Annotated in this window: 22 protein-coding genes; 5 read left to right on the top strand and 17 right to left on the bottom strand. The window is 70.9% G+C overall.

The window, feature by feature from the left end; translation table 11 throughout:
• Positions 1-127: 127 nt before the first annotated feature.
• Positions 128-1159: an LLM class flavin-dependent oxidoreductase gene (locus GIS00_RS08510; protein ID WP_322097714.1), complete on the bottom strand. Its 1032-nt coding sequence runs from the start codon at positions 1157-1159 to the stop codon at positions 128-130.
• A 340-nt stretch (positions 1160-1499) separates the two neighbouring features.
• Between GIS00_RS08510 and GIS00_RS08515 the strand changes: the two genes are divergently transcribed.
• Positions 1500-3146, top strand: coding sequence for an ABC-F family ATP-binding cassette domain-containing protein (locus tag GIS00_RS08515; protein ID WP_230312932.1), 1647 nt, complete (start codon positions 1500-1502; stop codon positions 3144-3146).
• Here GIS00_RS08515 and GIS00_RS08520 read toward each other — a convergent pair.
• Positions 3135-4070, bottom strand: a complete 936-nt coding sequence (locus tag GIS00_RS08520; protein WP_154767709.1) for a helix-turn-helix domain-containing protein — start codon at positions 4068-4070, stop codon at positions 3135-3137. The two genes, GIS00_RS08515 and GIS00_RS08520, sit on opposite strands and share 12 nt — an antisense overlap.
• Positions 4070-4315, bottom strand: a complete 246-nt coding sequence (locus GIS00_RS08525; RefSeq protein ID WP_154767710.1) for a hypothetical protein — start codon at positions 4313-4315, stop codon at positions 4070-4072. The genes GIS00_RS08520 and GIS00_RS08525 overlap by 1 nt, the downstream gene beginning before the upstream one ends.
• A gap of 74 nt (positions 4316-4389) precedes the next feature.
• Between GIS00_RS08525 and GIS00_RS08530 the strand changes: the two genes are divergently transcribed.
• Positions 4390-4821: an NUDIX hydrolase gene (locus GIS00_RS08530; protein WP_230312933.1), complete on the top strand. Its 432-nt coding sequence runs from the start codon at positions 4390-4392 to the stop codon at positions 4819-4821.
• Between the two features lie 208 nt (positions 4822-5029).
• Here GIS00_RS08530 and GIS00_RS08535 read toward each other — a convergent pair whose 3' ends face one another.
• Positions 5030-5680 (bottom strand): class I SAM-dependent methyltransferase, encoded by a 651-nt coding sequence (locus GIS00_RS08535; RefSeq protein WP_154767711.1) that lies wholly within the window; start codon positions 5678-5680, stop codon positions 5030-5032.
• 175 nt (positions 5681-5855) lie between these two features.
• On the opposite strand from GIS00_RS08535, the gene GIS00_RS08540 reads away from it, so the two are divergent.
• Positions 5856-6866 carry a LacI family DNA-binding transcriptional regulator gene (locus tag GIS00_RS08540; protein WP_322097715.1) on the top strand — a complete coding sequence of 337 codons (1011 nt, stop codon included), beginning with the start codon at positions 5856-5858 and terminating at the stop codon, positions 6864-6866.
• 168 nt (positions 6867-7034) lie between these two features.
• On the opposite strand, the gene GIS00_RS08545 is transcribed toward GIS00_RS08540, so the two are convergent.
• Positions 7035-7424 (bottom strand): MmcQ/YjbR family DNA-binding protein, encoded by a 390-nt coding sequence (locus tag GIS00_RS08545; RefSeq protein ID WP_154767712.1) that lies wholly within the window; start codon positions 7422-7424, stop codon positions 7035-7037.
• 132 nt (positions 7425-7556) lie between these two features.
• On the opposite strand from GIS00_RS08545, the gene GIS00_RS08550 reads away from it, so the two are divergent.
• The gene (locus GIS00_RS08550) at positions 7557-9206 is read left to right on the top strand and encodes a cation:proton antiporter (RefSeq protein WP_154767713.1); all 1650 of its coding nucleotides are present in this window, start codon (positions 7557-7559) and stop codon (positions 9204-9206) included.
• A 63-nt stretch (positions 9207-9269) separates the two neighbouring features.
• On the opposite strand, the gene GIS00_RS08555 is transcribed toward GIS00_RS08550, so the two are convergent.
• Positions 9270-10010, bottom strand: a complete 741-nt coding sequence (locus GIS00_RS08555) for a class I SAM-dependent methyltransferase (RefSeq protein ID WP_322097716.1) — start codon at positions 10008-10010, stop codon at positions 9270-9272.
• Positions 10007-12085, bottom strand: a complete 2079-nt coding sequence (locus GIS00_RS08560; protein ID WP_154767714.1) for a potassium transporter Kup — start codon at positions 12083-12085, stop codon at positions 10007-10009. The genes GIS00_RS08555 and GIS00_RS08560 overlap by 4 nt, the downstream gene beginning before the upstream one ends.
• Before the next feature lie 252 nt (positions 12086-12337).
• On the opposite strand from GIS00_RS08560, the gene GIS00_RS08565 reads away from it, so the two are divergent.
• Positions 12338-12991, top strand: coding sequence for a 4a-hydroxytetrahydrobiopterin dehydratase (locus GIS00_RS08565; protein WP_154767715.1), 654 nt, complete (start codon positions 12338-12340; stop codon positions 12989-12991).
• A gap of 48 nt (positions 12992-13039) precedes the next feature.
• Here the strand turns inward: GIS00_RS08565 and GIS00_RS08570 are convergent, their stop codons facing one another.
• The 10 genes from GIS00_RS08570 to GIS00_RS08615 form a co-directional block, all read right to left on the bottom strand.
• Entirely contained in the window at positions 13040-14038 is a 999-nt protein-coding gene (locus GIS00_RS08570; RefSeq protein WP_196073173.1) for an aldose epimerase family protein, read from the bottom strand.
• Between the two features lie 71 nt (positions 14039-14109).
• On the bottom strand, positions 14110-15612 hold the full coding sequence (gene araA, locus GIS00_RS08575; RefSeq protein WP_154767716.1) for an L-arabinose isomerase: 1503 nt from the start codon (positions 15610-15612) through the stop codon (positions 14110-14112).
• A 4-nt stretch (positions 15613-15616) separates the two neighbouring features.
• Positions 15617-16321, bottom strand: a complete 705-nt coding sequence (locus tag GIS00_RS08580) for an L-ribulose-5-phosphate 4-epimerase (protein WP_154767717.1) — start codon at positions 16319-16321, stop codon at positions 15617-15619.
• Positions 16318-18159: a ribulokinase gene (gene araB / locus GIS00_RS08585; RefSeq protein WP_154767718.1), complete on the bottom strand. Its 1842-nt coding sequence runs from the start codon at positions 18157-18159 to the stop codon at positions 16318-16320. Before araB ends, GIS00_RS08580 begins: the two co-directional genes overlap by 4 nt.
• Positions 18160-18399: 240 nt before the next feature.
• Positions 18400-19428, bottom strand: coding sequence for a LacI family DNA-binding transcriptional regulator (locus tag GIS00_RS08590; RefSeq protein WP_407666774.1), 1029 nt, complete (start codon positions 19426-19428; stop codon positions 18400-18402).
• Positions 19425-20486: an ABC transporter permease subunit gene (locus tag GIS00_RS08595; protein ID WP_154767719.1), complete on the bottom strand. Its 1062-nt coding sequence runs from the start codon at positions 20484-20486 to the stop codon at positions 19425-19427. Before GIS00_RS08595 ends, GIS00_RS08590 begins: the two co-directional genes overlap by 4 nt.
• On the bottom strand, positions 20483-21760 hold the full coding sequence (locus GIS00_RS08600) for an ABC transporter permease (protein WP_322097718.1): 1278 nt from the start codon (positions 21758-21760) through the stop codon (positions 20483-20485). Before GIS00_RS08600 ends, GIS00_RS08595 begins: the two co-directional genes overlap by 4 nt.
• Positions 21757-23379 (bottom strand): sugar ABC transporter ATP-binding protein, encoded by a 1623-nt coding sequence (locus tag GIS00_RS08605; protein WP_154767720.1) that lies wholly within the window; start codon positions 23377-23379, stop codon positions 21757-21759. Before GIS00_RS08605 ends, GIS00_RS08600 begins: the two co-directional genes overlap by 4 nt.
• Positions 23380-23558: 179 nt before the next feature.
• Positions 23559-24665: an ABC transporter substrate-binding protein gene (locus GIS00_RS08610; protein WP_322097719.1), complete on the bottom strand. Its 1107-nt coding sequence runs from the start codon at positions 24663-24665 to the stop codon at positions 23559-23561.
• A 579-nt stretch (positions 24666-25244) separates the two neighbouring features.
• Positions 25245-25907 carry a dihydrofolate reductase family protein gene (locus GIS00_RS08615; protein ID WP_154767722.1) on the bottom strand — a complete coding sequence of 221 codons (663 nt, stop codon included), beginning with the start codon at positions 25905-25907 and terminating at the stop codon, positions 25245-25247.
• Between the last annotated feature and the right edge of the window lie 66 nt (positions 25908-25973).

A 25973-nucleotide genomic window follows, 5' to 3' on the forward strand; every position in this document is an offset into this window, starting at 1 on the left:
GTTGGTCCGAGCTGGCTGTTACCCACCGTAGACAGTCCGCCGATCAGCTGTCACTCACTGTAATGGGTGGATCGTAGCGCCGTTGTTGATCACCCTCGGTGACCGTGGAAGTTGATCGTGGTCTCGGTCAGGGTGTGCGGGCGGACCAGCCGAGCGCCGGTCCGAGCCGGGTGGCGGTGTCGGTGAGGATCTGCACGTAGTCCTCGTGCCGGAAGCTGAACGGCAGTGCGAAGGCGACCTCGTCGATCTCGCGGAAGGCGGCGTGCGCGTACAGCCGCTCGGCGATCTGCTCCGACGTCCCGACCAGATCCGGGGCGAACATCATCCGGCGCGGCCCCTGCGGCGTCCGGGTGCGCGGCAGGCGCGATTCCGCGTAGGCCCGGTAGCGCTCCCGCTGATCGGCGTCGGCACTGTCGGTCGGGATCACCACCAGTCCCTGTGACACCCGGGCCCGGTCGCCGAGCGGGTGCGCGGCCCGGAACGCCCGGATGTGCCCGAGCTGGATGTTCTCGAAATCCGGTGCGGCATCATCACTCTCGGCTCCGACGACGCTGCTGGCCAACAGGTTGAAGCCGTGTTCGCCGGCCCACACCGCGGACCGCAGGCTCGCGCCGCCGTACCAGAGCCGGTCGGCCAGGCCGGGGGAGTGCGGCTGGACGTGGTCGGAGAATTCCTCGATGCCCTCGGTCCCGGAGAACTGCGTGGCGGGGTCGCCCCGGAGGAACCCGCGCAGTCGCAGCACCCGGTCGTAGCCGAGGTCCTCCAGCTCCATCGTGTCGGGGTAGAGCGCGTCCTTGATCCGGTCCCAGTGCATGGGCGGGCCGGTGCTGACGCCGGGGTTCAGCCGGCCACCGGTCAGCACGTCCACCGTCGCCAGGTCCTCGGCGAGCCGCAGCGGGTTCTCCCACCCCAAAGGTGTGACAGCGGTGCCGAGTTCGATGCGCCGGGTGCGTTGCGATGCGGCGGCCATCACGGCGACCGGCGACGAGATCCCGTACTGCAGGTGCCGGTGGCGGAGCCAGGCACTGTCGAAGCCGAGCCGTTCGCCGAGTTCGATCACCTGCAGGGTCGACTCGTGCCCGGCGCCGGGGTGTGCGGGGTCGAACAGACCGATGGTCAGGAAGCCGAGCTTGCGCAGCGGCTGGGAGGGCTCGGGCACGGACGCAGCCTATTCCGGGTCCCTGTCGCCCCCGGTGTCGTCCGGCGCCCCGGGCGCGATCGTCAGCCCGACGGCCGGGCGTCGGCGGATTCGACACGGACGCTCATCCGGGTACCGAGGACGCCGGCGTCGACAGCCGCGGTGGTCGCGGAGTCCGGGTCCCGGGGGGGGTCGAGGGAACGGTGGTCGTGCTCCCGTCACGCCGACCGCGAGGGACAGGGTGATGCGGCAACCGGGGCGGCAAAGAACGTCACGTGCTGGTCAGCACGGCGAACATCGATCAGGATCCGATGATGACCATCGCCGTTCCCGACCACCGCCGCGTGCACCGGGCGGGCCGTTGAGTACGGCCCCGCACGCGGTCACCCTCGCCGACGTCTCTTTCGCATGGGCCGACGGTGCGCTCCTTCTCGACGGAGTTTCCGGCACGTTCGGGCGCGGGCGCACCGGGTTGATCGGCGCGAACGGGGCCGGCAAATCGACACTGCTGCGGCTGATCGCCGGCGAACTGACGCCGACCGCCGGGTCGGTCACCACGCACGGACGCGTCGGACACCTCCGGCAGGGTGTGCTGCTCCGGAAGGATGCGCAGGTCAGCGACCTGCTCGGCATCCGGTCGCCGCTGGACGCGGTGCGCGCCATCGAAGCGGGCTCCACGTCGCCGCAAAACTACGAGGCCGTCGGTGACCGATGGGACATCGCCGCGGAGGCGAGCGCCGCCCTCGACGAGGCAGGGCTCGGCCGGATCGATCTCGACCGCCGCGTCGGGACGCTCTCCGGCGGCGAGGGGATCGCGGTCGCACTGATCGGGCTGCGACTGGCGGAGGCGCAGATCGCCCTGCTCGACGAACCCACCAACAATCTCGACTCCCGGGCGCGCGGGCAGCTGCTCGACCTCGTCGCCGACTGGAAACGCACCATGATCGTGGTCAGTCATGACGTACGCCTGCTCAACGCCATGGACGCCACGGCCGACCTGCGGGACGGCGCACTCGAGTTCTTCGGCGGAACCTACGACGCCTACACCGAGCATCTCGCGCTCGAACAGGCGGCGGCCGAACAACAACTCCGCACCAGCGAGCAGGAGCTGCGCACCGAGAAGCGCCAGCGCATCGAGGCCGAGACCAAGCTCGCCCGACGGCAGCGCTACGCGAAGACCGACTACCGGAACAAGCGCAAGCCGAAGACCGTGATGCGGCAGCGCGCGACCGAGGCGCAGGTGTCGGCCGGCAAGCACCGCGGTCTGCTCGACGACCGCGTCGAGGCCGCCGAGCTGGCGGTCGCCGCCGGCGAGAGCCGGGTGCGTCGCGACGTCCGTATCCACCTCGACCTCCCGGATCCGGACGTGCCCGCCGGCAGGGCGCTGCTACGCCTGGATGCAGGCGACTTCACGACCGAACTGCGCGGCCCGGAGCGGCTCGCCCTCCTCGGCGACAACGGCGTCGGCAAGACCCGACTGCTCGAAGGTCTCGTCGCGGGCCGATCACCCCACGGCACCCTGTTCACCGACCGCGTCGGATACCTGCCGCAGCGCCGGGAACTCGCCGACGAGACAGGAACCGTGCTCGCAGCCGTGAGCGCGGTGGCACCGCATCGGACGGGCGGCGAGCTGCGATCGAACCTGGCCCGGCTGGGTCTGCGCGGCGAGGCGGCCGAACGCCAGGTCGCCGGTCTGTCGGGTGGCGAGCGATTCCGGGTCGCTCTCGCCCGGCTGCTGCTCGCCGAGCCGCCCCACCAGCTGCTGCTGCTCGACGAACCGACCAACGACCTCGATCTGGCCACCATCGACGTGCTGGTGCAGGCGCTCGAGGCCTACCGCGGCGGACTCGTCGTCGTCAGCCACGACGACGGGTTCCTCGAGCGCCTCGGGATCGGCACCTGGATCGAACTGTCCGGGCTCGGGTGTCCCCGGTTCCGGGCCGCGCGACAGGACGGGTCCGCACGGTCGACGGCACCGACCTCACCGCCGACCGGCTCACCACGATGACGAGTGCCCTGTCGGAGCAGGCCGGCTCCACCCCCAGGCCAGACCGTGCCATCCGGGATCCGGCTCGGTGAGCGTCCGGGTCGCCTCGCCGGCCGGATCGAGGCCGACCGGCCGGTCCAGCGCCGGGTGTGCGGACGGTACCTCCCGGGTCGCGTTCCGGACCCAGGCCGGAGGATCCGTCCCGTCGAACCCGACCTGCAGCACGGCGGCCGGGACAGGCGTGTGGAGACCGACGAACCGCGATCCTGCGTCACCGTCCACCGCGAGGGGATCCGAGTAGACGATGGCGTACTCGTGGGCCTCTCCTTCGCGCAGAGGTCTCGGGAGGCACAGCCTGACGAGCACGAGGCTCTCGCCCCGGACCGGTTCGGCCGACAGATCACTGCAGCCCTCGAAGGGCCGGACCTGCAACCGGCACGCTGCCTCGACCGACTCGGTGTCGATCACCCCCGCGATCGTGTCCACGTGCGGCTCGGTCGCGACGATCACGGTCCGGAAGGTCTCCGAGACGACCCGTCGGTGGCGCACCGTCACGTGCCTCCGGTAGTACACCGTCCGGTACTTCCGCAGTATCGGTTCCACCCGGGCCGCCGCCTCGTCGATCGCAGCGGAGATCCGGAAGAGCCGGCGCGGTTCGAACCAGTGACTCCTCCGGTCGAGCCCGAGTTCGCGCACGATGTCCTCGCGCGCGGAGGCATCCGGTCGCAGCACGTCGAAGACCCGTTGCACCGTGGCGAGCCGGGGCCTGGAACTGCCGCCTCGTTCGAGATTGCGGACGGTCCGGATCGCGATGCCGCTGCGCACCGACAACGCGGACTGGGAGAGGTCGCGCTCCTGCCGCAACGCGGCCAGCGTGAGGGAGCCTCCGGCGGCCTGCTCACGCCGGACGGGGTCCTCGTTCGGCGGGTCAGCAGGGGACGTCATCACCCCTCCTCGGCGCGGTCGCCCAGGCCCGCCGGGAGTCGGCCCGGGGCGCCGCGCTGGTCCTGCACGCGGATCTCGATCCGCGGGGCCACTGCCGCCGGATGCCAGATCTCGTCGAAGGCCCCCAGCACGTCACCCCCGGTGCGCCGACACCTGGCCGCCCGGTACACCACCACGAGGAGACCGACCAGCAGCCCGTACCCGGCCACGAACAGGGCCAGGTACAGCAGGTCGGTGCCGGACACCGGTCCATCCTGCCGCGCCGGGACGGGTCTTGGGAGGATGACCCCATGAGCGCCCAGATGAACCCCGTGCCCCGATGAACCCGGTGCCCCCGATGAACCCGGTGGCCGAGCGATGCCCGCGCGAGCCGCGCAGCGGGTGCGGGGCGGCGATCGTCGTGGACGGCAGCATCCTGCTCCTGCGGCGCCGCAACGATCCGGAGGCCGGGGCGTGGGGCGTGCCCGGCGGGAAGATCGACCTGTTCGAGACCGTCGAGCAGGCGGTGCGGCGGGAGATCGCCGAGGAGGCCGGGATCGAGCTGGGAGCACTGCGACTGCTCTGCGTCGTCGACCAGATCGACCGCGACGCCGGTGAGCACTGGATCGCCCCGGTGTTGCTGGCCCGCGACATCACCGGCGAGCCGCGGATCATGGAGCCGCACAAGCACTCCGGGCTGCGATGGTTCCCGCTGGGGGAACCGCCGGCGCCGCTCACCGTCGCGACCCGGACCGCCCTGCTGCACCTCTGAAGCGTCGGCGAAGCCTGCGTCAGGCTGCAGGTTGTCATGTGACGCAGGTGTCGGGCGGCGCAGATTGTCAGGCACCGCAGGCGGTGAGACGACGGCGGTAGTCAGGGCGCAGGTTGTCAGAGCGCGGCTTGTCAGAAGGCGCAAGTGGTCGGACGGCCTGCGCAGATTGTCGGACAGCTGTGCACGGTCCCGGAGTCAGTGCAGGTTGTCAGACAGCCCGACGCACAACGATCACCGTGTCGGTCACCGGTGCCGTCTCGCCGGCCGGCCCGGTCGCGATCCGTTCCCGGTTTTCGCAGATCTCCGTCGTCCACTCGGCGGACGGCAGGTCCAGTGCCGCCAGCGTCTGCTCCGGGGCGGGGAAGCCCGGATGTCCCTCGCCCCGCCACGACCAGGGCGCGAACGACGCATGGTCGACGACCACCAGCAGTCCTGACGGTTTGAGCAACCCGGCCGCCCGGCGCAGGGCATGGGCCCTGACGGCTGCGTCGTGCAGGTGGAAGTAGCTCGCGGTGACCAGATCGAACACATCACCGCCGGTGACCGCAGCGAGATCCGTTGCGGCGTCGGACAGATCGGCATGGACGGCGGTGACCTGAGCCGCCACCCCGTTCCGCTCGGCCAGTTCCGTGACCCGGGCCAGCGCGGTGGGGGCGACGTCGGCCGCGGTGACCGTCCAGCCGCGTGCGGCCAGGCCGACGGCGTCGCCACCGTGACCGGCCCCGAGGTCCAGGGCACGGCCTGCCGGTGGGTCGAGTCGAGCGAGCATGTCGAGCAGCACTGCGTTCGGCCGGATCCCCCAGCCCGGATCGAGTGCGCGGTAATGCTTCTCCCAGAAGTCCTGTTGCCCGGCGGTCATGCCGACATTCTGCCCGTCCGGTGCGCCTGACGCGGTCGCTCTTGCCGGATCGGCAAGGACGCCACTGCTCTCCTGCCGACGGGCTCTCGATCCCGCCCGATGGTGCCGGTGGTCACCGGGGTAGAGTCCGAATCCCGTTCGAGCCGCGGAACCGCCCGGCCTTCAGGAGGTCCCCGTGCAGTTCCGGCCGGTCCGTGCGCCGGGGATGCACGACGTCGCACGCCTGGCCGGGGTGTCGCACATGACCGTGAGCCGGGTGCTGAACAACCACCCCAGCGTTGCCGAGTCCACCCGGGCGAAGGTGCAGGCCGCGATCGACGAGCTCGGCTACCGCAGGAATGTCGCGGCCCGCACCCTGGTCACCCGACGGTCGGACACCATCGGCGTGATCACCAGCGGCTCCTCGCTCTACGGCCCCAGCACCACGCTCATCGCCGTCGAGCGAGCGGCGCGGGAGGCCGGCTACTTCGTCAGCGTGGCCAGCCTGGAGAGCATCGAGACCTCGGCGGTGACCGGGGCGATCGGCCATTTCGTGGACCAGGGTGTGGACGGCATCGTCGCCATCGCCCCGGAGGCAGGTCCGGCGCACCTGGCCGAACCCTTCCGGGCGCAGGTGCCGGTGGTGCTGGTGGCGGCCGGCGCGGAGCCCGCAGCCGGCGTGCGGATCGCATCGGTGGACCAGGAGCTCGGTGCGCGGCTGGCTACCCGACACCTGGTGGAGCTCGGGCACACCCGCATCGGGCATGTGGCAGGCCCTGATCCGTGGTTCGACGCGACCGCGCGGGTCCGCGGGTGGCGCCGCGAGCTCAAGGAGTCCCGGCTGCGGCCGGGCCCGGTGGTCGCCGGCGACTGGACCGCGGAGGGCGGCGCCGCCGCGGCCCGCGTGATGATCAGGAAAGGCCTGCCGTCGGCCTTGTTCGTCGCCAACGACCTGATGGCACTCGGCGTCATCAGGGCACTGCACGACGCCGGACTGTCGGTGCCGCAGGATGTCTCGGTGGTGGGCTTCGACGACGCACCGGGCTCGGCCTACTTCGTGCCCGGCCTGACCACCGTCCGCCAGGACCTGGAGGCGCTCGGTGCGCAGTGCATCGAGATGCTGCTGGACGCACTCGGTGGTGCCCCGGCCGATCGACCGCCGATCGAGCCGGAACTGGTGATCCGCGAGAGCACCGCGCGTCTCTGAGGTCACCGGTCGGTCCCGGGGACACCACGTCGCGACACATGTCGGCGCCCAACGGTCTGCCGATCCGGGGCTCCCGTCGGTCCGGGGTCCGGCCGACCACGGGCACGGCCGACCTCTGGCCCGGCCGACCACGAGCCCGGCCGGCAGCGAGCCAGGACCTGTCGGGCCTCAGGACCTGTCGCGGTAGGTCGCGGCGAGCGAGTCGGGCGCGCAGGCCAGCCAACCGTCGACGATCGCCTCCCGCAGTGCGGGCTTCGTGATGGCATCGAGCCGGAGCAGGACCGCGGCGTAGTTGTCGAAGTGCGGGATGGTGAAGAAGACGCCGGGACCGGCCGCGATGATCGCCTCCTTCTCGTGCAGGTCGGCCGTGGTGATCGCGAGAATCGGTCCGGAGGGCGGGGTCTCGTCGCCGAAGCGCTTCAGGTCGGCCTTGCTGAACGGCCGCTCCCAGGCGAACACCTTGCGGCGCACCGCCCATGACCGGTGGCCGTAACGGGTGGTCTCCTCGACCTCGGGCAGCGCCGACGCCAGCGCGGTGGCGTCCTCCAGGGTGGCCATACCGCACCCTAAGCCGTCTTCCGGGCGCCGGGTAGGGTCTGCGCCGACAGCCGACGGTCGACACGAACGCGCTGACAGCTACCTGACAGCCGATGCCAGGCGGATGTCAGCGGGAGTCGGGAGGGTGGGTCCATGACTGCACTGGTGATCGCCGTGGCCGGCCTGCTCGTGGTCGCCGGGGCGACCGCCCTGGCCCCGCGGCTGCGCATCGCCGCGCCGTTGATCCTGGTGCTGCTCGGCATCGGGGTGAGCTTCCTGCCGTTCGTCCCCGCGGTCGAGATCGACCCGGAATGGATCCTCGCCGGCGTGCTGCCGCCGCTGCTGTACTCGGCGTCGGTGTCCATGCCCAGCATGAACTTCCGCCGCGAGTTCCCGCCGATCGCCAGCCTGTCGGTGGTGCTGGTGGTGCTGTCCGCGGTCGGCCTGGGCGCCTTCTTCCACTGGGTGATCCCCGGCCTGGACCTCTGGTGGGGCATCGCGCTGGGCGCGATCATCAGCCCTACCGACGCGGTGGCGACCTCGATCGTCAAGAAGCTGGGCGTCTCCGGGCGGGTGGTGTCGGTCCTGGAAGGCGAAAGCCTGCTCAACGACGCCACCGCCCTGGTGATGCTGCGCACCGCGGTCGCCGCCACCGCCGCGTCCATCTCGTTCTGGGGCGCGTTCGGGCAGTTCCTCTACTCGGTGGCGATCGCGGTCGCCCTCGGCATCCTCGTCGGCCAGTTGAACCTGCTGCTCCGGGCGCGGGTCACCGACGCGACGGTCAACACCGTGCTGTCCTTCACCGTCCCGTTCCTGGCGTCCGTCCCGGCCGAGCTGCTGGAGGCGTCCGGCCTGGTCGCCGCGGTGATCGCGGGGCTGGTCACCGGCTACGGTGCGGCCCGGAAGCTGCCGCCGCGCCACCGGTTGTCGGACAACCAGAACTGGCGCGTGATCGAGATGGTGCTGGAGGGCGCCATCTTCCTGGTGATGGGCCTGGAGCTGGCCGGACTGCTGGCCGATGTGGAGGCCGAGCACGCCGGCATCGGCCGCGCAGCGGTGATCGCCGCCTGCGCGCTGGCGCTGACCGTGCTGATCCGGGCCGTGTGGACGGTGCCGCTGCTGCTCGGCCTGCGGCGCCGGGCCCGCCGCAGCGTCCGGCTCAAACCGCGGCTGGACGCGTTGCAGGAGCGCTTCGACAAGAACGACGCCGACGGGGATGCCGCCGACACCGAGTGGCTCACCCGGGGGCAGCGACCGGCGCCGAGCCCGGTCCGGGTGGAGCGGTTCCGGACCCGGATCCGCCGCGGGCTGGCCGACATCGACTACCTGCTGGCCCGGCCGATGGGGTGGCGGGACGGCGGGATCCTGATCTGGGCCGGGATGCGCGGCGCCGTCACCCTGGCCGCCGCGCAGACGCTGCCGGAGGACACGCCGCAGCGGCCGTTCCTGGTGTTGATCGCATTCATGGTGGCCACCGGGTCGCTGCTGGTCCAGGGCGGCACCCTGGGCTGGGTGGTCGGCCGGCTGCGGCAGGACGCGGACGCCGACAGCCGGGCAGAGACGGACCGGCAGCGCGGGGAGGTGGTCGACCTGCTGCGGCGGGTGGCCGGTGACGTACAGGCGGAGCACCCCGACGTCGACATCCGGACGGTCTGGACGACGGTGCTGGACGCGCAGCGGGCGGCCCTGCTCGACGCCCGGGATGACGGGATCTACGACGCCGAGGTGCTGCGCAGCGCCCTGCTCAGTCTGGACGCCGACCAGATCAGCATCGAACTGCGTGGCGGTGGCGAGGACTTCTGACCGCGCCGGTCGGACGCCACCGGCCACCGGTGAACCCGGCCGGCCCCGCACCTCCGACGAACGTCAGACCCGTTGTGCGACCACGATGATCGACGGTCGGTCCGGCGACACCGGCCCGAGATCCCAGCCGCCGTACTGCTCCAGCACGCGGAACCCGTGCTGCTGCAGCATGTCCCGGATCTCCCCGTCGGTCCGGAAGCGCAGTGTCGTGCGATCCGTGCGCAGCACGGTGCCGTCCGTGTCGCACGTCGACTCGGTGAAGTCGACGAGCACGCCGTCGCCGACCGGGGTCACCGCCTGCACCCTGTGCTCGATGCGCAGTGCGCGACCGGCGTCGTCGACGACATCGGTGGCGTGCTCGGGGGTCCAGCCCAGCCAGGCCCGGGCTTCCGGGTTGCGGGAGTCGAACACCAGGCGGCCGGCCGGTCGTAGGGCCCGCTGCCACGCCACGAGCGAGGACGACAGCACGTCGTCGGTCACCAGGCACTGGAAGGCGTTGCCCGCCATGGTGACCAGATCGACCGCGCCGACCAGATCCAGGTCCGCGGCGGTGCTGCGCCGCCACTCGACGGCGGGCTGCCGGGCGGACGCCACCGCCACCGCGGCGGCGTCGGGGTCGGCGCCGATCAACCGGCCGGTGTGCCCGTCACGCCGCGCCCGATCGAGCAGAGCCCCGCTGCCGCAACCGATGTCGAGGGCAGCACGAGCAGCCATGACCTCGGCCAGGTAGAAGTCGTCGCCCGGCCACCAGGGGTTCAGCAGGTCGTAGAGCTCGGCCGCCTGCGCATCGGAGTACCCGGTCACAGGTCGATCCGCGAGCCCATCACGACGGTCCGGTCCTCCGGCAGCTTGAAGGCCAGGGCCGGGCTGGCCGCGTTGTGCGCCAGGCCGACGAAGATCCGCTTACGCCAGCGCGCCATACCGGGTGCCCGGCCGCGTTCGATGGCCGCGCGGGACAGGAAGTACATCGCCGTGTCCGGGTCGAAGTCGAGCTCGTCGCTACGGCCGACCGCCATCCGCAGCATGCCCGGGATGTCCTGCGCGTCCTGGAATCCCACCCGCAGCTCCAGGTGCACGATGCCGTCGTCGGTGTAGCCGAGGTCGTCGACGGTGATCCGTTCGTCCGGAGGGATGTGCGGCACGTTCTCGGTCCGGATGGACACCACCACGACGTGCTGGTGCAGCACCCTGTTGAACACGGTGTTGGCTTTCAGCGCCAGCGGTGTGGTCGTCTTCGTCGGGTGCGGGAACACCGCGGTACCGGGAGATCTCGGCAGCGGATGCTGCCGGATGTGCTCGACGAAGTCCGCCAAGCTGCCTTCAGCCTGCTCGCGCCGGGTGGTGATCAGCAGCCGGCCCTTGTGCCAGGTGAGCATGACGGTCACCACGACCACGGCGACCAGCAGCGGCAGCCAGCCGCCGTGCACCACCTTGGTGAGGTTGGCGGCGAAGAAGGTGAGCTCGGTGCCGCCGAACACGATGCCCAGCACCACGATCCACCACAGCGGCCAGTGCCAGGCGCTACGGGCGAGCACCAGGAACAGGGTGGTGGTGAGCAGGAGTGTCCCGGTGACGGCGAGGCCGTAGGCGGTGGCCAGGCTGCTGGACGACTCGAAGGCCAGCATCAGCACCAGCACGCCGGCGAACAGCAGCCAGTTCACCGCCGGGACGTAGATCTGGCCGGACTCCTTCTCCGAGGTCTGGTGCACCCGCAGCTGCGGCAGGTAACCCAGCCGCACCGCCTGCTTGGAGACCGAGAAGGCACCGGAGATGACCGCCTGGGAGGCGATCACCGTCGCGAAGGTGGCGAGCACGACCAGCGGCAGCCGGGCCCAGCCGGGAGCCAGCAGGTAGAACGGGTTCTCGATGGACGCCGGGTCGTGCAGGATCAGTGCGCCCTGACCCATGTAGTTGACCACCAGCGCCGGGAAGACCAGGCAGAACCAGGACGTCCGGATCGGGCGCCGGCCGAAGTGCCCCATGTCCGCGTACAGCGCCTCCGCACCGGTGATCGACAGCACCACGGCGCCCATCGCGATGAACGCGGTGAACGGGTGATCGGCGACGAAATCGACGATGTGGGTGGGGGAGAGCGCCCGGAGGATGCCCGGGTGCTCGATCACCTGCGGCAGACCGGTGACGATGAGCACCACGAACCAGATGATCATGACCGGGCCGAACAGCCGGCCGATCTTGTGCGTGCCGAGCCGCTGCACCAGGAACAGCACCACGACGATCGCCACACCCACCGGGAGCACCAGGTCGGCGGCGCCCGGGTCGACCACCTCCAGTCCCTCGACCGCCGAGAGCACCGAGATGGCGGGGGTGATCAGGCTGTCGCCGTAGAACAGGGACGCGCCGAGCACCCCGAGCACGATGGCCGCGGCGGCCACCCGGCTGCGGCCGCCCAGCTTGGACCGGACCAGCGCGGCCAGCGCCATGATGCCGCCCTCGCCGTCGTTGTCGGCGCGCAGCACGAACGCCACGTACTTGACCGAGACGATCAGCGTGATCGACCAGAAGACGAGTGACACGACGCCGTAGACGTCCGACTCGGTCGGCCGGACCGCGCCGTCGTCGATGGAGAAGATCGTCTGCATCGCGTACAGCGGGCTGGTGCCGATGTCGCCGAACACCACGCCGATGGCGCCCAGGGCGAGCCCGGCCAGGCCGGCCTTCTTCGCGTTCGCCCGCCCGATGGGCACCCCGGCGGCCGGGACCGTGGTCGCCGGCGCGGTCGGTGAGCTCGTGGCCGAGGGTGCGGCCGACGGATCCCGGCCGGGTGCCGCCGCGGCCGGCGGGGTGCGGTCGGCCGTGACGGGATCGCTGCCGCTGTCCGCAGGCCGGTCTGGGGACTGCGGCTCCCCCGGAGTGCTCATGCACGCAGTGTGCATGATTGATCACGCTCTTTCGACGCGCCGGGCGGGCGGGTGGGTGATGTGCACCGGCCGGTCAGCCGCTGTTCGGGGGCTGATGGGTCATCCGCACGGCCGCTCCCGGCGCATCCGATCGCACTCGTGCATCTCCGTCCGGTTGTCGGACCACGACCGGCGGGGTCGCCCCGGCCTGGCGGGCCGGAATCCCGGGGCGCGGGCGAGCGGGGTGTCAGGGGGCTGTGCCAGGGTCGGGTCATGGAGAAACTGAGCAAGGACCAGATCGCCGCGGCCGGGCTCGCGGACTGGCGGTCGCTGGCGCAGGGCCTGCACGCACGGTTCCGGATCCCGGACTTTACGGTGGGAGCGCAGTTCGTCACCGCCGTCGCCGCCCTGGCCGAGGAACGGAACCACCACCCCGATCTGCGGATGACCTACGGGGTGATCGATGTGCGGGTGGTCACCCACGAGGCCGGGCAGTGGGTCACCGACCTCGACACCGAGCTCGCCGCCCGGATCAGCGAGACCGCCGCCGGTCTGGGCCTGGCCGCCGACCCGGCGGCCGTGGTGCAGCTCGAACTCGCGCTGGACTCCGCCGACGCCGCCGGGCTGGGTCCGTTCTGGTCGGCCCTGCTCACCGGGGCGCCGGACAACACCGTCTTCGACAGCGTGTTCGACCCGACCGGGCGGGTGCCGGCGATGTGGTTCCAGGAGACCGACAGCACCGCCCCGGACCGGCAGCGCTGGCACTTCGACCTCTGGGTGGCGCCGGAGGAGGCCGACGGCCGGATCGCCGCCGCGCTGGCGGTGGGTGGATCGGTGGTCGACGACTCCGAGGCGCCGTCGTTCACCGTGCTGGCCGACTCCGACGGCAACCGGGTCTGCGTCTGCACCTCGCTCGACCGCGACTGAGAGGCGCTCCGTTCGGCTCGGTGCACGTTCCGGCTCGTTGCACGTTCCTCAGTGCACCCCGAATCGGTACTCGGTGCGCTGCGTGTAGATCTGCCCCGGTCGCAGCAGCACCGACGGGAAGTGGTCGTGGTGCACCGCGTCCGGGAATCCCTGTGCCTCCAGGCAGAACGCGTCGCCCTGCCGCAGCAGGCCGGTGCGCGCACGGATCGTGCCGTCGAGCATGCCGCCGCTGTAGAACTGCAGCGCGGGCTGGTCGGTGACGACGGTGAGGGTCCGACCGGTCACCGGTTCCACGACCCGGGCGGCCACGGCCGAGCCGTCCCGCAGGACGAATGCGTGGTCGTAGCCGCGGCCGGCGACCAGCTGCGGGTCCGGTGCGCGCCACCGCGCACCGACGGCGATCGGGGTCCGCAGGTCGAACGCGGTGCCGGCGACCGGGGCGAGCTCGCCGGTGGGCAGCAGTCCGGCGCCGACCGGCAGATAGGCGTCCGCCGCGATGTCGACGAGGTGGCGGTCGACCGATCCGCCGGTGCCGGTCAGGTTGAAGTAGGTGTGGTTGGTCAGGTTCACCGGCGTCGGCGCGGTGGTGGTCGCGGTGTAGTCGATCACCAGGTCCGCACCGTGCACCCGCAGCGCCACCTGCACGTCCAGCTCGCCGGGGAAACCCATGTCGCCGTCGGGGGACCGCAGCCGCAGCACCGCCCCGAGATCATCGTGGGACTCGAGATCCCAGACATGCTGGGAGAAGCCGTCCGGACCGCCGTGCAAGGCCGCCGCCGGTTCGTTGCACGGCACCATGACCTCGGTGCCGTCGACGGAGAACCGGCCGCTGCGGATCCGGTTCGCGACCCGGCCGATCGTCGCCCCCTGGAAGGAGGCGTCGGACAGCCAGCCCTCGGCGTCGTCGAAGCCGACGGCCACCTCTCCGGGCATGCCGTCGCGATCCGGCACCCGGATCGAGGCGATCCGCGCGCCGTACCGCATGACCCCGACCTGCAGTCGCGGACCGCCGAACTCCAGGATCTCGCAGTCCCGCACATCCGGCACGCGGCCGGCCGCAGGGGTCGCTGATGTCGCAGGGGTCGCTGATGTCGCAGGGGTCGCTGGGTCCACCGGTGTCACAGGCCGGCGGCGATCCGGTGGTAGACCTGGTTCCACCGCACCTCCTTGACGAACGCACGCGGGGTGGTGGCGGCGTCGATGACCAGCAGTTCCGTACCGAGGATGTCGGCGAGGTCCTCCAGCTCCTCGACGCCCAGCGCGGAGGACAGCACCGTGTGGTGCGGCCCACCGGCGGTCAGCCAGCACTCGGCGGAGGTGGCCAGTGACGGCTCCGGTTCCCAGACAGCCCGCGCCACCGGCAGTTTCGGCAGCGGCTCGTCCGGCGGGATCACCCGGACCGTGTTGGCCACCAGGCGGAACCGGTCGCCGACGTCGCAGATGCCCATCACCACCGCCGGTCCCGGCGCGGCGTCGAACACCAGCCGGACCGGATCCTCCCGGTCCCCGATGCCCAACGGGTGGATCTCCACCCGCGGTCGCCCGACGGCGATGCTGGGACACACCTCGAGCATGTGCGCGCCGAGGATCTTCCCGTTCCCGGGGCCCAGGTCGTAGGTGTAGTCCTCCATGAAGGAGGTGCCGCCCTGCAGGCCGACGGCCATCGCCTTGAGCGTGTGCAGCACCACCGAGGTCTTCCAGTCGCCCTCGCCGCCGAACCCGTAACCGTCGGCCATCAGCCGCTGCACGGCCAGGCCCGGCAGTTGGCGCAGCCCGCCCAGATCCTCGAAGTTGGTGGTGAAGGCGCCGAATCCGCCGTCGGTGAGGAACCTGCGCAGACCGGCCTCGATCCGCGCGGCGTAGCGCAGCGAGTCGTGGCGGTCGGCCCCGGGCAGCAGCTCGGGTGCGACGTCGTAGACGTCGAGGTACTCCGTGATCAGCTTGTCGATCTCGTCGTCCGGCACGGCGTCGACCACCTCGACCAACTCGTTCACGCCGTAGGTGTTCACCGAGACACCGAAACGCAGCTGGGCCTCGACCTTGTCGCCCTCGGTGACCGCGACATCCCGCATGTTGTCGCCGAACCGCGCGAGCTTCAACGACCGTACCGCGGCCGCACCGACGGCGGCCCGCTGCCAGGCGCCCACCCGGCGACGGACGACAGGGTCGCCGACGTGTCCGGCCACGGTCTTGCGGGTGACACCCAGCCGGGTCTGGATGTAGCCGACCTCCCGGTCCCCGTGCGCGGCCTGGTTGAGATTCATGAAGTCCATGTCGATCTCGGCCCACGGGATGCCGACGTTCGCCTGGGTGTGCAGGTGCAGCAGCGGTTTGCGCAGCGCGTCGAACCCGGCGATCCACATCTTGGCGGGGGAGAAGGTGTGCATCCAGATGATCACCCCGGCACAGTTGTCGTCGGAGTTCGCCTCGATCATCACCCGTCGGATGGCGGCGGCATCCGTGAGGACCGGCTTCCAGACCACCGGGACCGGCAGCTCCGGACCGCTGTCCAGCTCGGCCGCGATGGCCGCGGACTGGGTGGCCACCTGCTCGAGCGCCTCCGGCCCGTACAGGCCCTGACTGCCGGTGAGGAACCAGGTCTCGCGCGTCGGCGTCGTCATCTTCTCACACGTCCTTCCCGGGGCCGGCGGGACCGGGCTGCCCGTACACGTTCTGGTATCTGGCGAAGAGGGAGTCGATCTTGTCCTGCGGGATGGGTGCCGGGTCGCCGAGCTGCATCGCCATGTACACCGAGCGGCAGACGTCCTCGCACATGACGGCGGCCTTGACCGCCTCCCGGGCGTCCCGGCCGATGGTGAACGGGCCGTGGTTGGCCATCAGCACCGCCCGGGACCTGCTGTGCCGCAACGTCTCCACGATGCCCCGGCCGATGGAGTCGTCGCCGATCAGCGCGAACGGGCCGATCGGGATCTCGCCGCCGAACTCGTCGGCCATCATGGTCAGCACGCAGGGCACCGGCCGGCCGAGCGCCGCCCAGGCGCAGGCGTAAGTGGAGTGGGTGTGCACCACCCCGCCCACTTCCGGCAGGTGCCGGTACACGTAGGCGTGGGCGTCGGTGTCCGACGACGGGCTGCGGGTGCCCTCGACCAGCCGGCCGTCGAAGTCGGTGACCACCATGGATTCCGGGGTCAGCTCGTCGTAGGACACCCCGGACGGCTTGATCACCAACAGCTCCCGGCCCGGCACCCGGGCCGAGACGTTGCCCGCGGTCCAGATCACCAACTGGTTGCGGGTCAGCTCCGCGTGCAGGTCGGCGACCTGCGCGCGCAGCAGCGCGATGGTGTCCCGCACCTCCGAGACCACGGTCATGCCAGTGCCTCCTGCAGCGCGGCGGACGGCCGGGCCGGCACCGCGCCGGCCTCCGCCGGGCCCGGGGTGCCCGGTCCCGGTGCGCCTGCGGCCGCTGCGTCCGACCCCACGGCGTCCGCCTCCGGAGCACCCGACCCCGTGACCCCCGATCCGCCCGGGGTGACACCCAGCACCTCCCGGCGCAGCGCCTTCAGCCGGTGCATCACGGCATTGCCACCGCGGCCGAAATGGTCGTGCAGCAGGGTGTACTCGGCGAACAGCCGGTCGTAGACCGCGGAGTTGGCAGCGACGGGCAGGAACACCCCGCGCCGGATCCGGCCCATCACGGCCGCGGCGGCCGGGACGTCCGGGTAGGCACCGGCGGCGACCGCGGCGTGGATCGCCGAGCCCAGGGCCGGTGCCTGGGCCGAGTCCACCACCGACAACGGCCGCCGGGTGACGTCGGCGTAGATCTGCATCAACAGCGCGTTCTTCGTCAGGCCACCGGCGATCACAAGTTCCTCGACGGGTACGCCGGCGCCCTCGAACGCCTCGATGATGGTCCTGGCCCCGAACGCCGTGGCCTCGATCAACGCCCGGTAGACGTCCTCCGGCCGGGTCTGCAGGGTCTGCCCGAGCACCACCCCGGACAACTCGTGGTCGACCAGCACCGATCGATTGCCTGATTGCCAGTCAAGGGCCACCAACCCGTGCGCGCCGACGGGTTGCGCCGCGGCCAGCTCGGTGAGCACCTCGTGCACGGACCGGCCCTCGGCCACGGCCCGCTCCGAGTACGCCGCCGGCACGCCGGTGTCGACGAAGTGGCCGAAGATGTCCCCGACGCCGCTCTGTCCGGCCTCGTAGCCGAACAGACCGGCGGTGATCCCGCCGTCCACCACCCCACACATGCCCGGGACGTCGGCCAGCCGCTCGCCGTTCATCACGTGGCAGGTCGACGTCCCCATGATCGCGACCATCTGTCCGGGGGCGACGGCATTGCCGGCCGGCGCGGTGACATGGGCATCGACGTTGCCGACGCACACGGCGATCCCGGCCGGCAGGCCGGTCCATGCCGCGGCCTGCTCGGTGAGACCGCCGGCCCGGTCGCCGAGCCGGCCGTCCGGCGGCACCAGCTTGTCCTCGACGAATCCCGCGAATCCAGGGGCCAGGGCGCGCAGGAACTCGGGTGACGGGTAGACGCCGTCCTGGAAGATGCCTTTGTAGCCGGCAGTGCAGGCGTTGCGGGTGTAACGGCCGGTCAGTTGCCAGACGATCCAATCAGCGGCCTCCACCCATTGCGCGGTGGCCGCATAGATCTCCGGATCCTCCTCCAGCACCTGGAGTGCCTTCGCGAACTCCCACTCGGAGGAGATCAGTCCGCCGTAACGGGGCAGCCACGACTCGCCGCGGACCCGGGCCAGCTCGTTGATCCGGTCCGCCTGGCCCTGTGCCGCGTGGTGCTTCCAGAGTTTGACGTAGGCGTGCGGGCGGTCGGCGAACCGCTCCAGCTCGCAGAGCGGGGTGCCGTCGGTGGCCACCGGCAGGACCGTGCATGCGGTGAAATCCGTGCCCACGCCGATCACGTCGGCTGCACTCACCCCGGCACCGGCGGCCGCCGCGAGCGCCGCCGGGACCGCATGCCGCAGGACGTCGACGTAGTCGGACGGCACCTGCAGCGCCCAGTCCGGCGGCAGCACCTGCCCGGTGCCGGGCAGGATCCGGTCCACCACCGCATGGGAGTACTCGTGCACACCGGTACCGAGCTCGGCGCCGTCGGCGACCCGTACCACCACCGCCCGGCCGGACAACGTGCCGAAATCGATCCCGACCACCACGGCCCGGCCCGGTTCCACCGTCATCGGCGTCCCTTTCGCTCACCGGGGTCCGGTCGGACCCCGCTTCGTTCTGCTGTCCCGCCTGATGCGGGACCTGGTTGTCTGAAAGCATTTCCGGCTGTTCGATGGTCGGACTCGCTGCTCGCGCGGCCGCCGGTCCGACTGTCCGACTGTCCGTACTGGGAGCACCCGCCTGTCCGGCCACCCCGATTCTCGTTAACGCTCACATCACCGGCGTGCGACAGGGCCCGCGGCGCACAGAGTTCAGCGCGGCGGCGCCGTACTGTCCCGGACGATCAACCTCGCGGGCACCGGTGGTCGGTCGGTCGGGTGCCCGTCGAAGGCGTCGAGCAACATCCCGATGCACTGGGCACCGAGACCCTCGACGTCCTGCCGGATCGTGGTCAGCCCTGGCGCGAAGTGCGAGGCACCCGGCATGTCGTCGAAGCCGACCACCGAGATCTGTTCCGGCACCGCCACTCCCGCCTCGTGCAGGACCCGGAGCACGCCCAGCGCCATCAGGTCGTTGGCGACGAACAGCGCGCTCGGCAGGCCGCGCTCCAGCAGCGTACGGGCGGCCCGTACGCCGCTCTCCGGTGTCCAGTCGCCGGTGATCACCGGACCCGGTGACAGGCCGGCGGCCGCGAGTTCCCGCCGCCAGCCGCGCAGCCGGGCGGAGGCGTCGAACCACGGCTCCGGACCGGCGACGTGCCCGATCACGGTGTGTCCCAGGTCGATCAGGTGCCGGGTGGCCTGGCGCGCACCCTGCTCCTGGTCGATCGCGGTGATCTGCACGCCGGCCGCCGGCTCGGCGCCGGCGGCGATCAGCACCACCGGCACCGCCGAGATGAACGGCTCGGCCATGTGCGCCACCCCGGCCTCCGGCGCGATCACCGCGATACCGTCGACCCCCTGGTCGACGAAGTAGCTGATGGCCTCGGCGACGGCCGACGGCTGGATGCTCGCCAGCGACGCCAGACTCACGTAGTAGCCGGCGTCCCGGGCGGACCGTTCCACCGCGATCATGGTGCTGCTGGGGCCGTACAGCATCGACCCGCTGGTGATGATCCCGATGGTGCTGGACCGCCGGGTGACCAGCGTCCGGGCCGCCACGTTGCGGCGGTAGCCCAGTTCGTCGATGGCCGCCCGCACCTTGCGCCGGGTCTCGGCCGAGACGCTGCCGTGGTCGTTGAGCACCCGGCTGACCGTCATGTGGGAGACGCCGGCGAGCCGGGCCACGTCGTACATCCCGGGTGGTCGGGCCGCACCCGCGGGTCTGGTCGGCACGCTCATGTCCGGGCCCAGCGACGCGACGCGACGAAACGCTGCAGCACGATGAAGAACAGCACCAGCACACCGATCATGACCCGGGTCCAGCCGGTGTTCAGATCGCCGTCGAACTCCTTGTAGGCGTAGATGGTGCCGAGGGTCAGCACGCCGAGCACGGACCCGATGACGTACCCGGAACCACCGGCCAGCAGCGTGCCGCCGATCACCACCGCCGCGATCGCGTTGAGTTCGTAGCCGATGCCGGCCACCGGGTCGCCGGAGGCGGTGTAGAAGGAGAACAGCAGGCCGGCCAGCGCAGCACAGAACCCGCTGATCACGTAGACCGAGATCTTGGTGCGCTGCACGGACAGGCCCATCAGGCCGGCCGAGGACTCGCTGCCGCCCACCGCGTACACGGTCCGGCCGAACCGGCTGTAGTGCAGGACCAGGAAGGCCATCAGCACCAGGCCGAGGGCGATCAGCACCGACGGGGTGGTGTAGACCTCGGCCACCCGGGTGCGGCCCCGCAGGTTGGTGGTGGTGCTCTCCCAGAGCCCGATCTTGCCCAGGTTCAGGGCCTGGAAGAACGAGTTGTCGATGGCGATCGACCGGTCGGTGATGACCAGGCAGAGCCCGCGGGCGAGGAACATCGCCGCGAGAGTGGCGATGAAGGGCTGGATCTCGAACCGACTGATGACATATCCGACGAACAGACCGAGACCGGATCCGGCCAACAGCACCACCACGATGACCGCCCACGCCGGCCACCCCGCCGCCAGCAGGGTCGCGGCGATCACCGAACCGAGCGCCATCACCGCGCCGACCGACAGGTCGATGCCACCGCTGATGATCACGAAGGTCATGCCCACGGCCAGCGGTATGAGGAACACGTTCTTGCCGAACAGGTCCAGCAGCGCCTGGCCGGAGGTGAAGTTCGGGTAGAGCAGCGACCCGACGAACAGCATGATCGCCAGCAGCACCACCGTGGTGCCGACCTGGGTGTACTTCCCGAACCGGCCGATCGAGCGCCGGCGGGGTCCGGCCGTGCCGGTGAGGCCGGCCGGCGGCAGTGTGGTGGTCATCGGGTCCTCACGGTGTACTCGTCGGAGCGGGGTGCACCGGCCGTCGAGCGGCCGGACCCGGTCGCGGCCGGATCCATGGAATCAGCTGCAGTCGCTGCGCTCCCGGTCACCGAGCTCTCGGTCGCGGCGTTCCCGGTCACCGCGCTGCCGGTCGGAGCGGAGGGGTCGTCGCCGGTTGCAGCGGCATCGGCGATCAGGGTGCCGGCGTCGGGAACAGCGACCGGAGCGTCCACGGCGGCCGGGGGCGGTGGTGGGGGAGCGGGGCGGCGCACCGGGCGGCGCAGAACGGTGTGCACCAGCCAGCTCCGGGCCTGCGGCGACTGCAGCAGGCAGACGACGATCACCACGCACGCCTTGAAGACGTCGGTGGAGCGCGCCGAGATCGCGATCACCACGAAGGTGTCCATGGTCTCGATGATGAAGGCGCCGATCAGTGTGCCGGCGAGCGAGAACCGGCCGCCGGCCAGTGATGTGCCGCCGATGACCACCGCGAGGATCGCGTCCAGCTCGATGAACAGACCGATCGAATTGGGATCGGCCGAGGTCGAGTTGGAGGTGAGCATCAGCCCGGCCAGTCCGGCGCAGAGGCCGGAGAAGACGTAGACGATGAAGATGATGGTGCGGGCGCGGACGCCGGCCAGCCGGCTCGCCTCGGGGTTGACACCGACCGACTCGATCAGTGTGCCCAGGGCCGTCTTCCGGGTGAGGACCGCGGTGAGCGCGAAGATGGCCCCCGCGAGCAGGATCGAGAACGGCACCGCCAGCAGGTATCCGCCGCCGATCAGCTTGTAGGCGGGAGAGTTGTCGGGGTAGAGGATCTTCTCGTCGGTGATCACCTGGGCCAGACCCCGCCCGGCCGTCATCAGCACCAGGGTGGCGACGATCGGCTGGATGCCGAGCACGGAGACGAGGAAGCCGTTCCACATGCCGGCGACCAGCGCCATCAGCAGGGCCACGCCGATCGCGGTGAGCACGACACCGACGGAGGCCCGGTCGGCGGACCCGATGATGTACATCGACGCCCAGGATCCCGAGATCGCCGCCACCGCCCCGACCGAGAGGTCGATGCCGCGGGTGGCGATCACCAGCGTCATCCCGAGGGCCACCAGCACGACAGGTGCGGCGCGGCGCAGGATGTCGATCAGCGGCCCGAACAGGTTGCCGTCCTGCACGGTGATCGACAGGAACGAGTGGTTCGCCACCTGGTTCGCGACCAGCAGTGCCAGCAGCACTGCGGCCGGCCAGACCAGCCGGTGGGAGAGGAACGCCTTCACGATCGCACCTCCGCACCTGCGCCGGCCGATGGGCCGGCCGGGAGTGGGGCTGATGAGGTGACGGCCGCGGAGCCGTCGTCGGCGATGATGCCCATGATGTCGTTCACCGTTGTCCCCTCGTTGAGGATCTCGTCGACCATCCGGCGGTCCCGCAGGATGCCGATGCGGTGCGAGAGCCGCAGCACCTCCTCGAGCTCGGCGGAGATGAAAATGACCGCCATGCCGTCGTCCGACAGCGAGGCGACCAGCTTCTGGATCTGCGCCTTGGCACCGACGTCGATCCCGCGGGTCGGCTCGTCCAGGATCAACAACTTCGGCCGGGTGAGCAGCCAGCGGGCGAGCAGCACCTTCTGCTGATTGCCGCCGGACAGGTTGCGCACCAGATGGTCCGGGTTACCGGGCCGGATGTCGAGCGCCTTGATGTACTTGTCGGCGATCTCGTCCTGCTGGCGGCGCGGGATCTGCCGTACCCAGCCGCGAGCGGCCTGCAGGGCCAGCACGATGTTGGCCCGGACCGAGAGATCCCCGATGAGACCCTCGGCCTTCCGGTTCTCGGAGGCGAAGGCAATGCCCCGGTCCAAGGCCTCCCGCGGGCTGCGCAACCGGACCCGTTCGCCCTTGATCGCGACACTTCCCGAGTCCGAACGATCGGCGCCGTACAGCAACCGGACGAGTTCGGTACGGCCGGAGCCGAGAAGTCCGGCCAGGCCGACCACCTCGCCGGGATGCACCTCCAGGTCGTAGGGCTGGATCGACCCCGTGCGACCCAGACCCGCGGCAGCCAGGAAGGCGCCACCCTCCACCCGCTCGCCGGCTTCCCGGCGGGTGCCCTCCTCCAGCGCGTCCAGCGCGGCGAGATCCTTGCCGATCATCTTCGAGACCAGTTGCAGCCGGGGCAGCGCGGCCACCGGGTACTCGCCCACCAGCTTCCCGTTCCGCAGCACGGTGATCCTGTCGGAGATCTCGTAGACCTGGTCGAGGAAGTGCGACACGAACAGTACCGCGACGCCCTCGTCGCGGACCCGGCGGATGACGGTGAAGAGCTCGGCCACCTCGCGCATGTCGAGCGACGAGGTGGGCTCGTCGAGGATCAACACCTGCGCCCGGATGTCCACCGCCCGGGCGATCGCGACCAGCTGCTGCACAGCGATCGAGTGCGCACCGAGCTGCGATCCCGGGTCGATGTCGAGGTTCAGCGAGCGCAACACCTCTCGAGCCCGGGCCCGCATCCGCCGGAAGTCGATCATCCCGAGCCGCCGCGGCTCCCGGCCGAGCAGGATGTTCTCCGCCACCGACAGGTTGGTCACCAGGTTGACCTCCTGGTAGACCGTGGCGATCCCGGACTCCTGCGCTTGCGCCGGACCGGTGAACGAGACCTGTTGCCCGTTCACGGCAATGGTGCCGGAGTCGATCCCGTAGACCCCGGTGAGCGCCTTGATCAGCGTCGATTTGCCGGCGCCGTTCTCGCCCATCACGGCGTGCACCTCACCGGGGAACAGCCGCAGCCCGACCCCGTCGAGTGCCTTCACCCCGGGGAAGGTGATCGAGATGTCCCGCATCTCGACCACGGGCTCCCCGGCGGGGGTCCGGGTGGCGCCCGGTTGTGCCTGCGTCGACATCCTTCGTCCCTTCTGGTGTTCCTCGTGCCGGTCCACTCCGCTCGGGCGAAGTGCTGCTGCCACGGATCGTGCATCCGAGCAGCTCGACCCGCATCCCGACATGATCGCGGCGGCAGCAGTTGTCGTCCGGGTGCGCCGCCCGGGCCGGTCGGCGTCCTGCCGACCGGCCCGGGAGCCACTCAGTACTTGCGGTCCGGGAGCGCTGCCTTGGCCTGCTCCTGGTCGAACTCGCCCTCGATCGTGATGATCCGGGCCGGGATCTCCTGGCCGGCCAGCACCGCGCTGGAGGCGGCGAACAGCTGCTCACCGAGCAGCGGCGAGCACTCCACGATGTAGTTGATCTTGCCGGCGGCCAGGGCCTCCATGCCCGCTTTCACCGCGTCCACCGTGACGATCTTGATGTCCTTGCCGGGCACCTTGCCGGCGGCCTCGATCGCCTCGATCGCACCGAGACCCATGTCGTCGTTGTGCGCGTAGACCAGATCGATGTCCGGGTACTTCGCCAGGAAACCCTCCATGACCTTCTTGCCACCGTCCCGGGTGAAGTCACCTGTCTGCGAGGCCAGCGTCTTGAACTTCGCATCCGCACCGAGAACGTTCTCCCAGCCGGTCTTCCGGTCGTTGGCCGGCGCGGAACCGGTGGTGCCCTCGAGCACCACCATGTTCACCTCGGAGGCATCGGCGAACTCGTCCTTGGCCCAGGTCGCGGCCTTCTCGCCCTCCTTGATGAAGTCGGAGCCGATGAAGGTCTTGTACAGGCTCGGGTCGGAGTCGACGGCGCGGTCCGTGAGGATCACCGGGATGCCGGCGGTCTTCGCCTCCTCGAGCACGGAGTCCCAACCGGTCTCGACCACCGGGGAGAAGGCGATCAGGTCGACGCCCTGGGTGATGAAGGTCTTGATCGACGCGATCTGCTTGGCCTGGTCGCCCTCGGCCGAGGTGAACTGCAGGTCCACGTTGTACTTCTCGGCGGTGGCCTTGATGTCGTCGGTATTGGCGCTGCGCCAACCGCTCTCGGATCCGACCTGGGCGAACCCGATGACGGCCCCGTCCAACTGGGCCGGGTCGACCGGCGGCAGTTCGCCGCCACCCTCGGCCGGGGAACTCGGCGCCGTGGAGTCCCCACCCGCGGTGGTGGACGCATCTGCCGAGGTGGGCGCTGCCGCCGTGCTGGTGCCGGCGGCGGCCGGGGTGGACGACGAGCCGGAGCTGCTGTTGCTGCCGCAGGCCGCCAGGGTCAGCGCGAGGGCCGCCGCGGCGACGATCGCGAACTTCTTCTTGAACACCGGTGTTCCTCCAACGCTGGATGACCTCTGGTGCGGATGGCTGTGATCGTCGGGTTCAGGTCGCTGATGCTGCGGTCCCGCACGACGGCGGGGTGGGGCATCGGACGATGAGCAGGAGCGGGAGCGCGGCATCGGATGCGGGCGGCACGGTGCTGACCGTGCCGCAAACGATCCTGGCCGTCATTGGCCGACCTTCCGATCTCAGTTCCTTCGAGGGCGGGTGGCTGACCCGCCCGCTCAGTGTTAACGCTCACACGCCGGGCGTCAAGAGGCTGTGCGGAGAAATGTTCACTCTTCGTTCGAATGGCCGCGACCAGGGTTTCGAGCGCGGAACCACCGGACAAAGGTGACGGGAGCAGACATTCCGCTGGCGTTGCCATCGATGTCGCCGGGGCACTGGGTGCATCGCGCCGCCCGATGGCGCCCCTGGATGCCGCCCTCGTGGACCGGCTGCGGGTCACACGGGGGTGTCGCAGCGACTGGCGCCGTCCGCACACCCGGTGCGCCACAGCGGGCGCGGGGCATCCACCGCTGCCAGGGGAACAACCGCGGATGCCGGGTCAGGGTGCCGCGATGCGGTCAGGTCCTCCGGTACCGGGTGAACAGGTGATCGCCGTCGACGGCGGTGCCGGCCAGCGCCCAGCGCGCCGCGGGACCGGAGTCGGGGCCGAGCAGGGGAGCAGCGCCGGCGCCGACGGTGAACGGCGCGATGGTCAGACACAGCTCGTCGATCCGCCGGGCGGCGATCAGCTCACCGAGCAGGCTGGGCCCTCCCTCGCAGAGCACCCGGCAAAGCCCTCGCTCCCGGAGCGCCGGGACGATCGCCGTCGCATCGACGTGGTCGGCGCCGAGCACCACGATCTCGGCGGCGATGTCGGCCGGGGTCCGTGCTGCCCCGACGGTGGTGGTCAGCAGGAGCGGGCGGGCGGCGGCGGTGTCGATCGCCCGCAGGCCGTCCGGGAGACCCCTGCCGGTGACGACCGCGAGCCGCAGCGGCCGGCCGGCGGGTCGCTCGGTGCCGATGCCCTCGTACCCCTCGGCGCGAACGGTTCCGGACCCGACCAGCAGCACGTCGGCACCGTCGCGCAGGGTGCGCAGGATCTCCTGGTCGGTGTCGTTGCCCAGGCCGCCGGAGACCCCGTCGAGTGCTGCGCGGCCGTCCATCGAGGTGATCATGTTGGCCCGGGTCCACGGGCCGACCGGCCACTCGTAGCCCGACAGGATGTCCGTCCGGTCCGTCATCGACGGATCAGATCACGACGCGGCCCGAAGTCCACCCGCCCGGTCGGCGTGTCGGCACCGACCGTG

The sequence above is a fragment of the Nakamurella alba genome, assembly GCF_009707545.1.
GTDB classification, from domain to species: domain Bacteria; phylum Actinomycetota; class Actinomycetes; order Mycobacteriales; family Nakamurellaceae; genus Nakamurella; species Nakamurella alba.

Bases quoted from the DNA above. Each gene is read 5' to 3' on its own strand.
- GIS00_RS08520 (WP_154767709.1), bottom strand. From the start codon at position 4,070: ATGACGTCCCCTGCTGACCCGCCGAACGAGGACCCCGTCCGGCGTGAG.
- GIS00_RS08530 (WP_230312933.1), top strand. From the start codon at position 4,390: ATGAACCCGGTGCCCCCGATGAACCCGGTGGCCGAGCGATGCCCGCGC.
- GIS00_RS08535 (WP_154767711.1), bottom strand. From the start codon at position 5,680: ATGACCGCCGGGCAACAGGACTTCTGGGAGAAGCATTACCGCGCACTC.
- GIS00_RS08545 (WP_154767712.1), bottom strand. From the start codon at position 7,424: ATGGCCACCCTGGAGGACGCCACCGCGCTGGCGTCGGCGCTGCCCGAG.
- GIS00_RS08550 (WP_154767713.1), top strand. From the start codon at position 7,557: ATGACTGCACTGGTGATCGCCGTGGCCGGCCTGCTCGTGGTCGCCGGG.
- GIS00_RS08560 (WP_154767714.1), bottom strand. From the start codon at position 12,085: ATGAGCACTCCGGGGGAGCCGCAGTCCCCAGACCGGCCTGCGGACAGC.
- GIS00_RS08565 (WP_154767715.1), top strand. From the start codon at position 12,338: ATGGAGAAACTGAGCAAGGACCAGATCGCCGCGGCCGGGCTCGCGGAC.
- araA (WP_154767716.1), bottom strand. From the start codon at position 15,612: ATGACGACGCCGACGCGCGAGACCTGGTTCCTCACCGGCAGTCAGGGC.
- GIS00_RS08580 (WP_154767717.1), bottom strand. From the start codon at position 16,321: ATGACCGTGGTCTCGGAGGTGCGGGACACCATCGCGCTGCTGCGCGCG.
- araB (WP_154767718.1), bottom strand. From the start codon at position 18,159: ATGACGGTGGAACCGGGCCGGGCCGTGGTGGTCGGGATCGATTTCGGC.
- GIS00_RS08590 (WP_407666774.1), bottom strand. From the start codon at position 19,428: ATGAGCGTGCCGACCAGACCCGCGGGTGCGGCCCGACCACCCGGGATG.
- GIS00_RS08595 (WP_154767719.1), bottom strand. From the start codon at position 20,486: ATGACCACCACACTGCCGCCGGCCGGCCTCACCGGCACGGCCGGACCC.
- GIS00_RS08605 (WP_154767720.1), bottom strand. From the start codon at position 23,379: ATGTCGACGCAGGCACAACCGGGCGCCACCCGGACCCCCGCCGGGGAG.
- GIS00_RS08615 (WP_154767722.1), bottom strand. From the start codon at position 25,907: ATGACGGACCGGACGGACATCCTGTCGGGCTACGAGTGGCCGGTCGGC.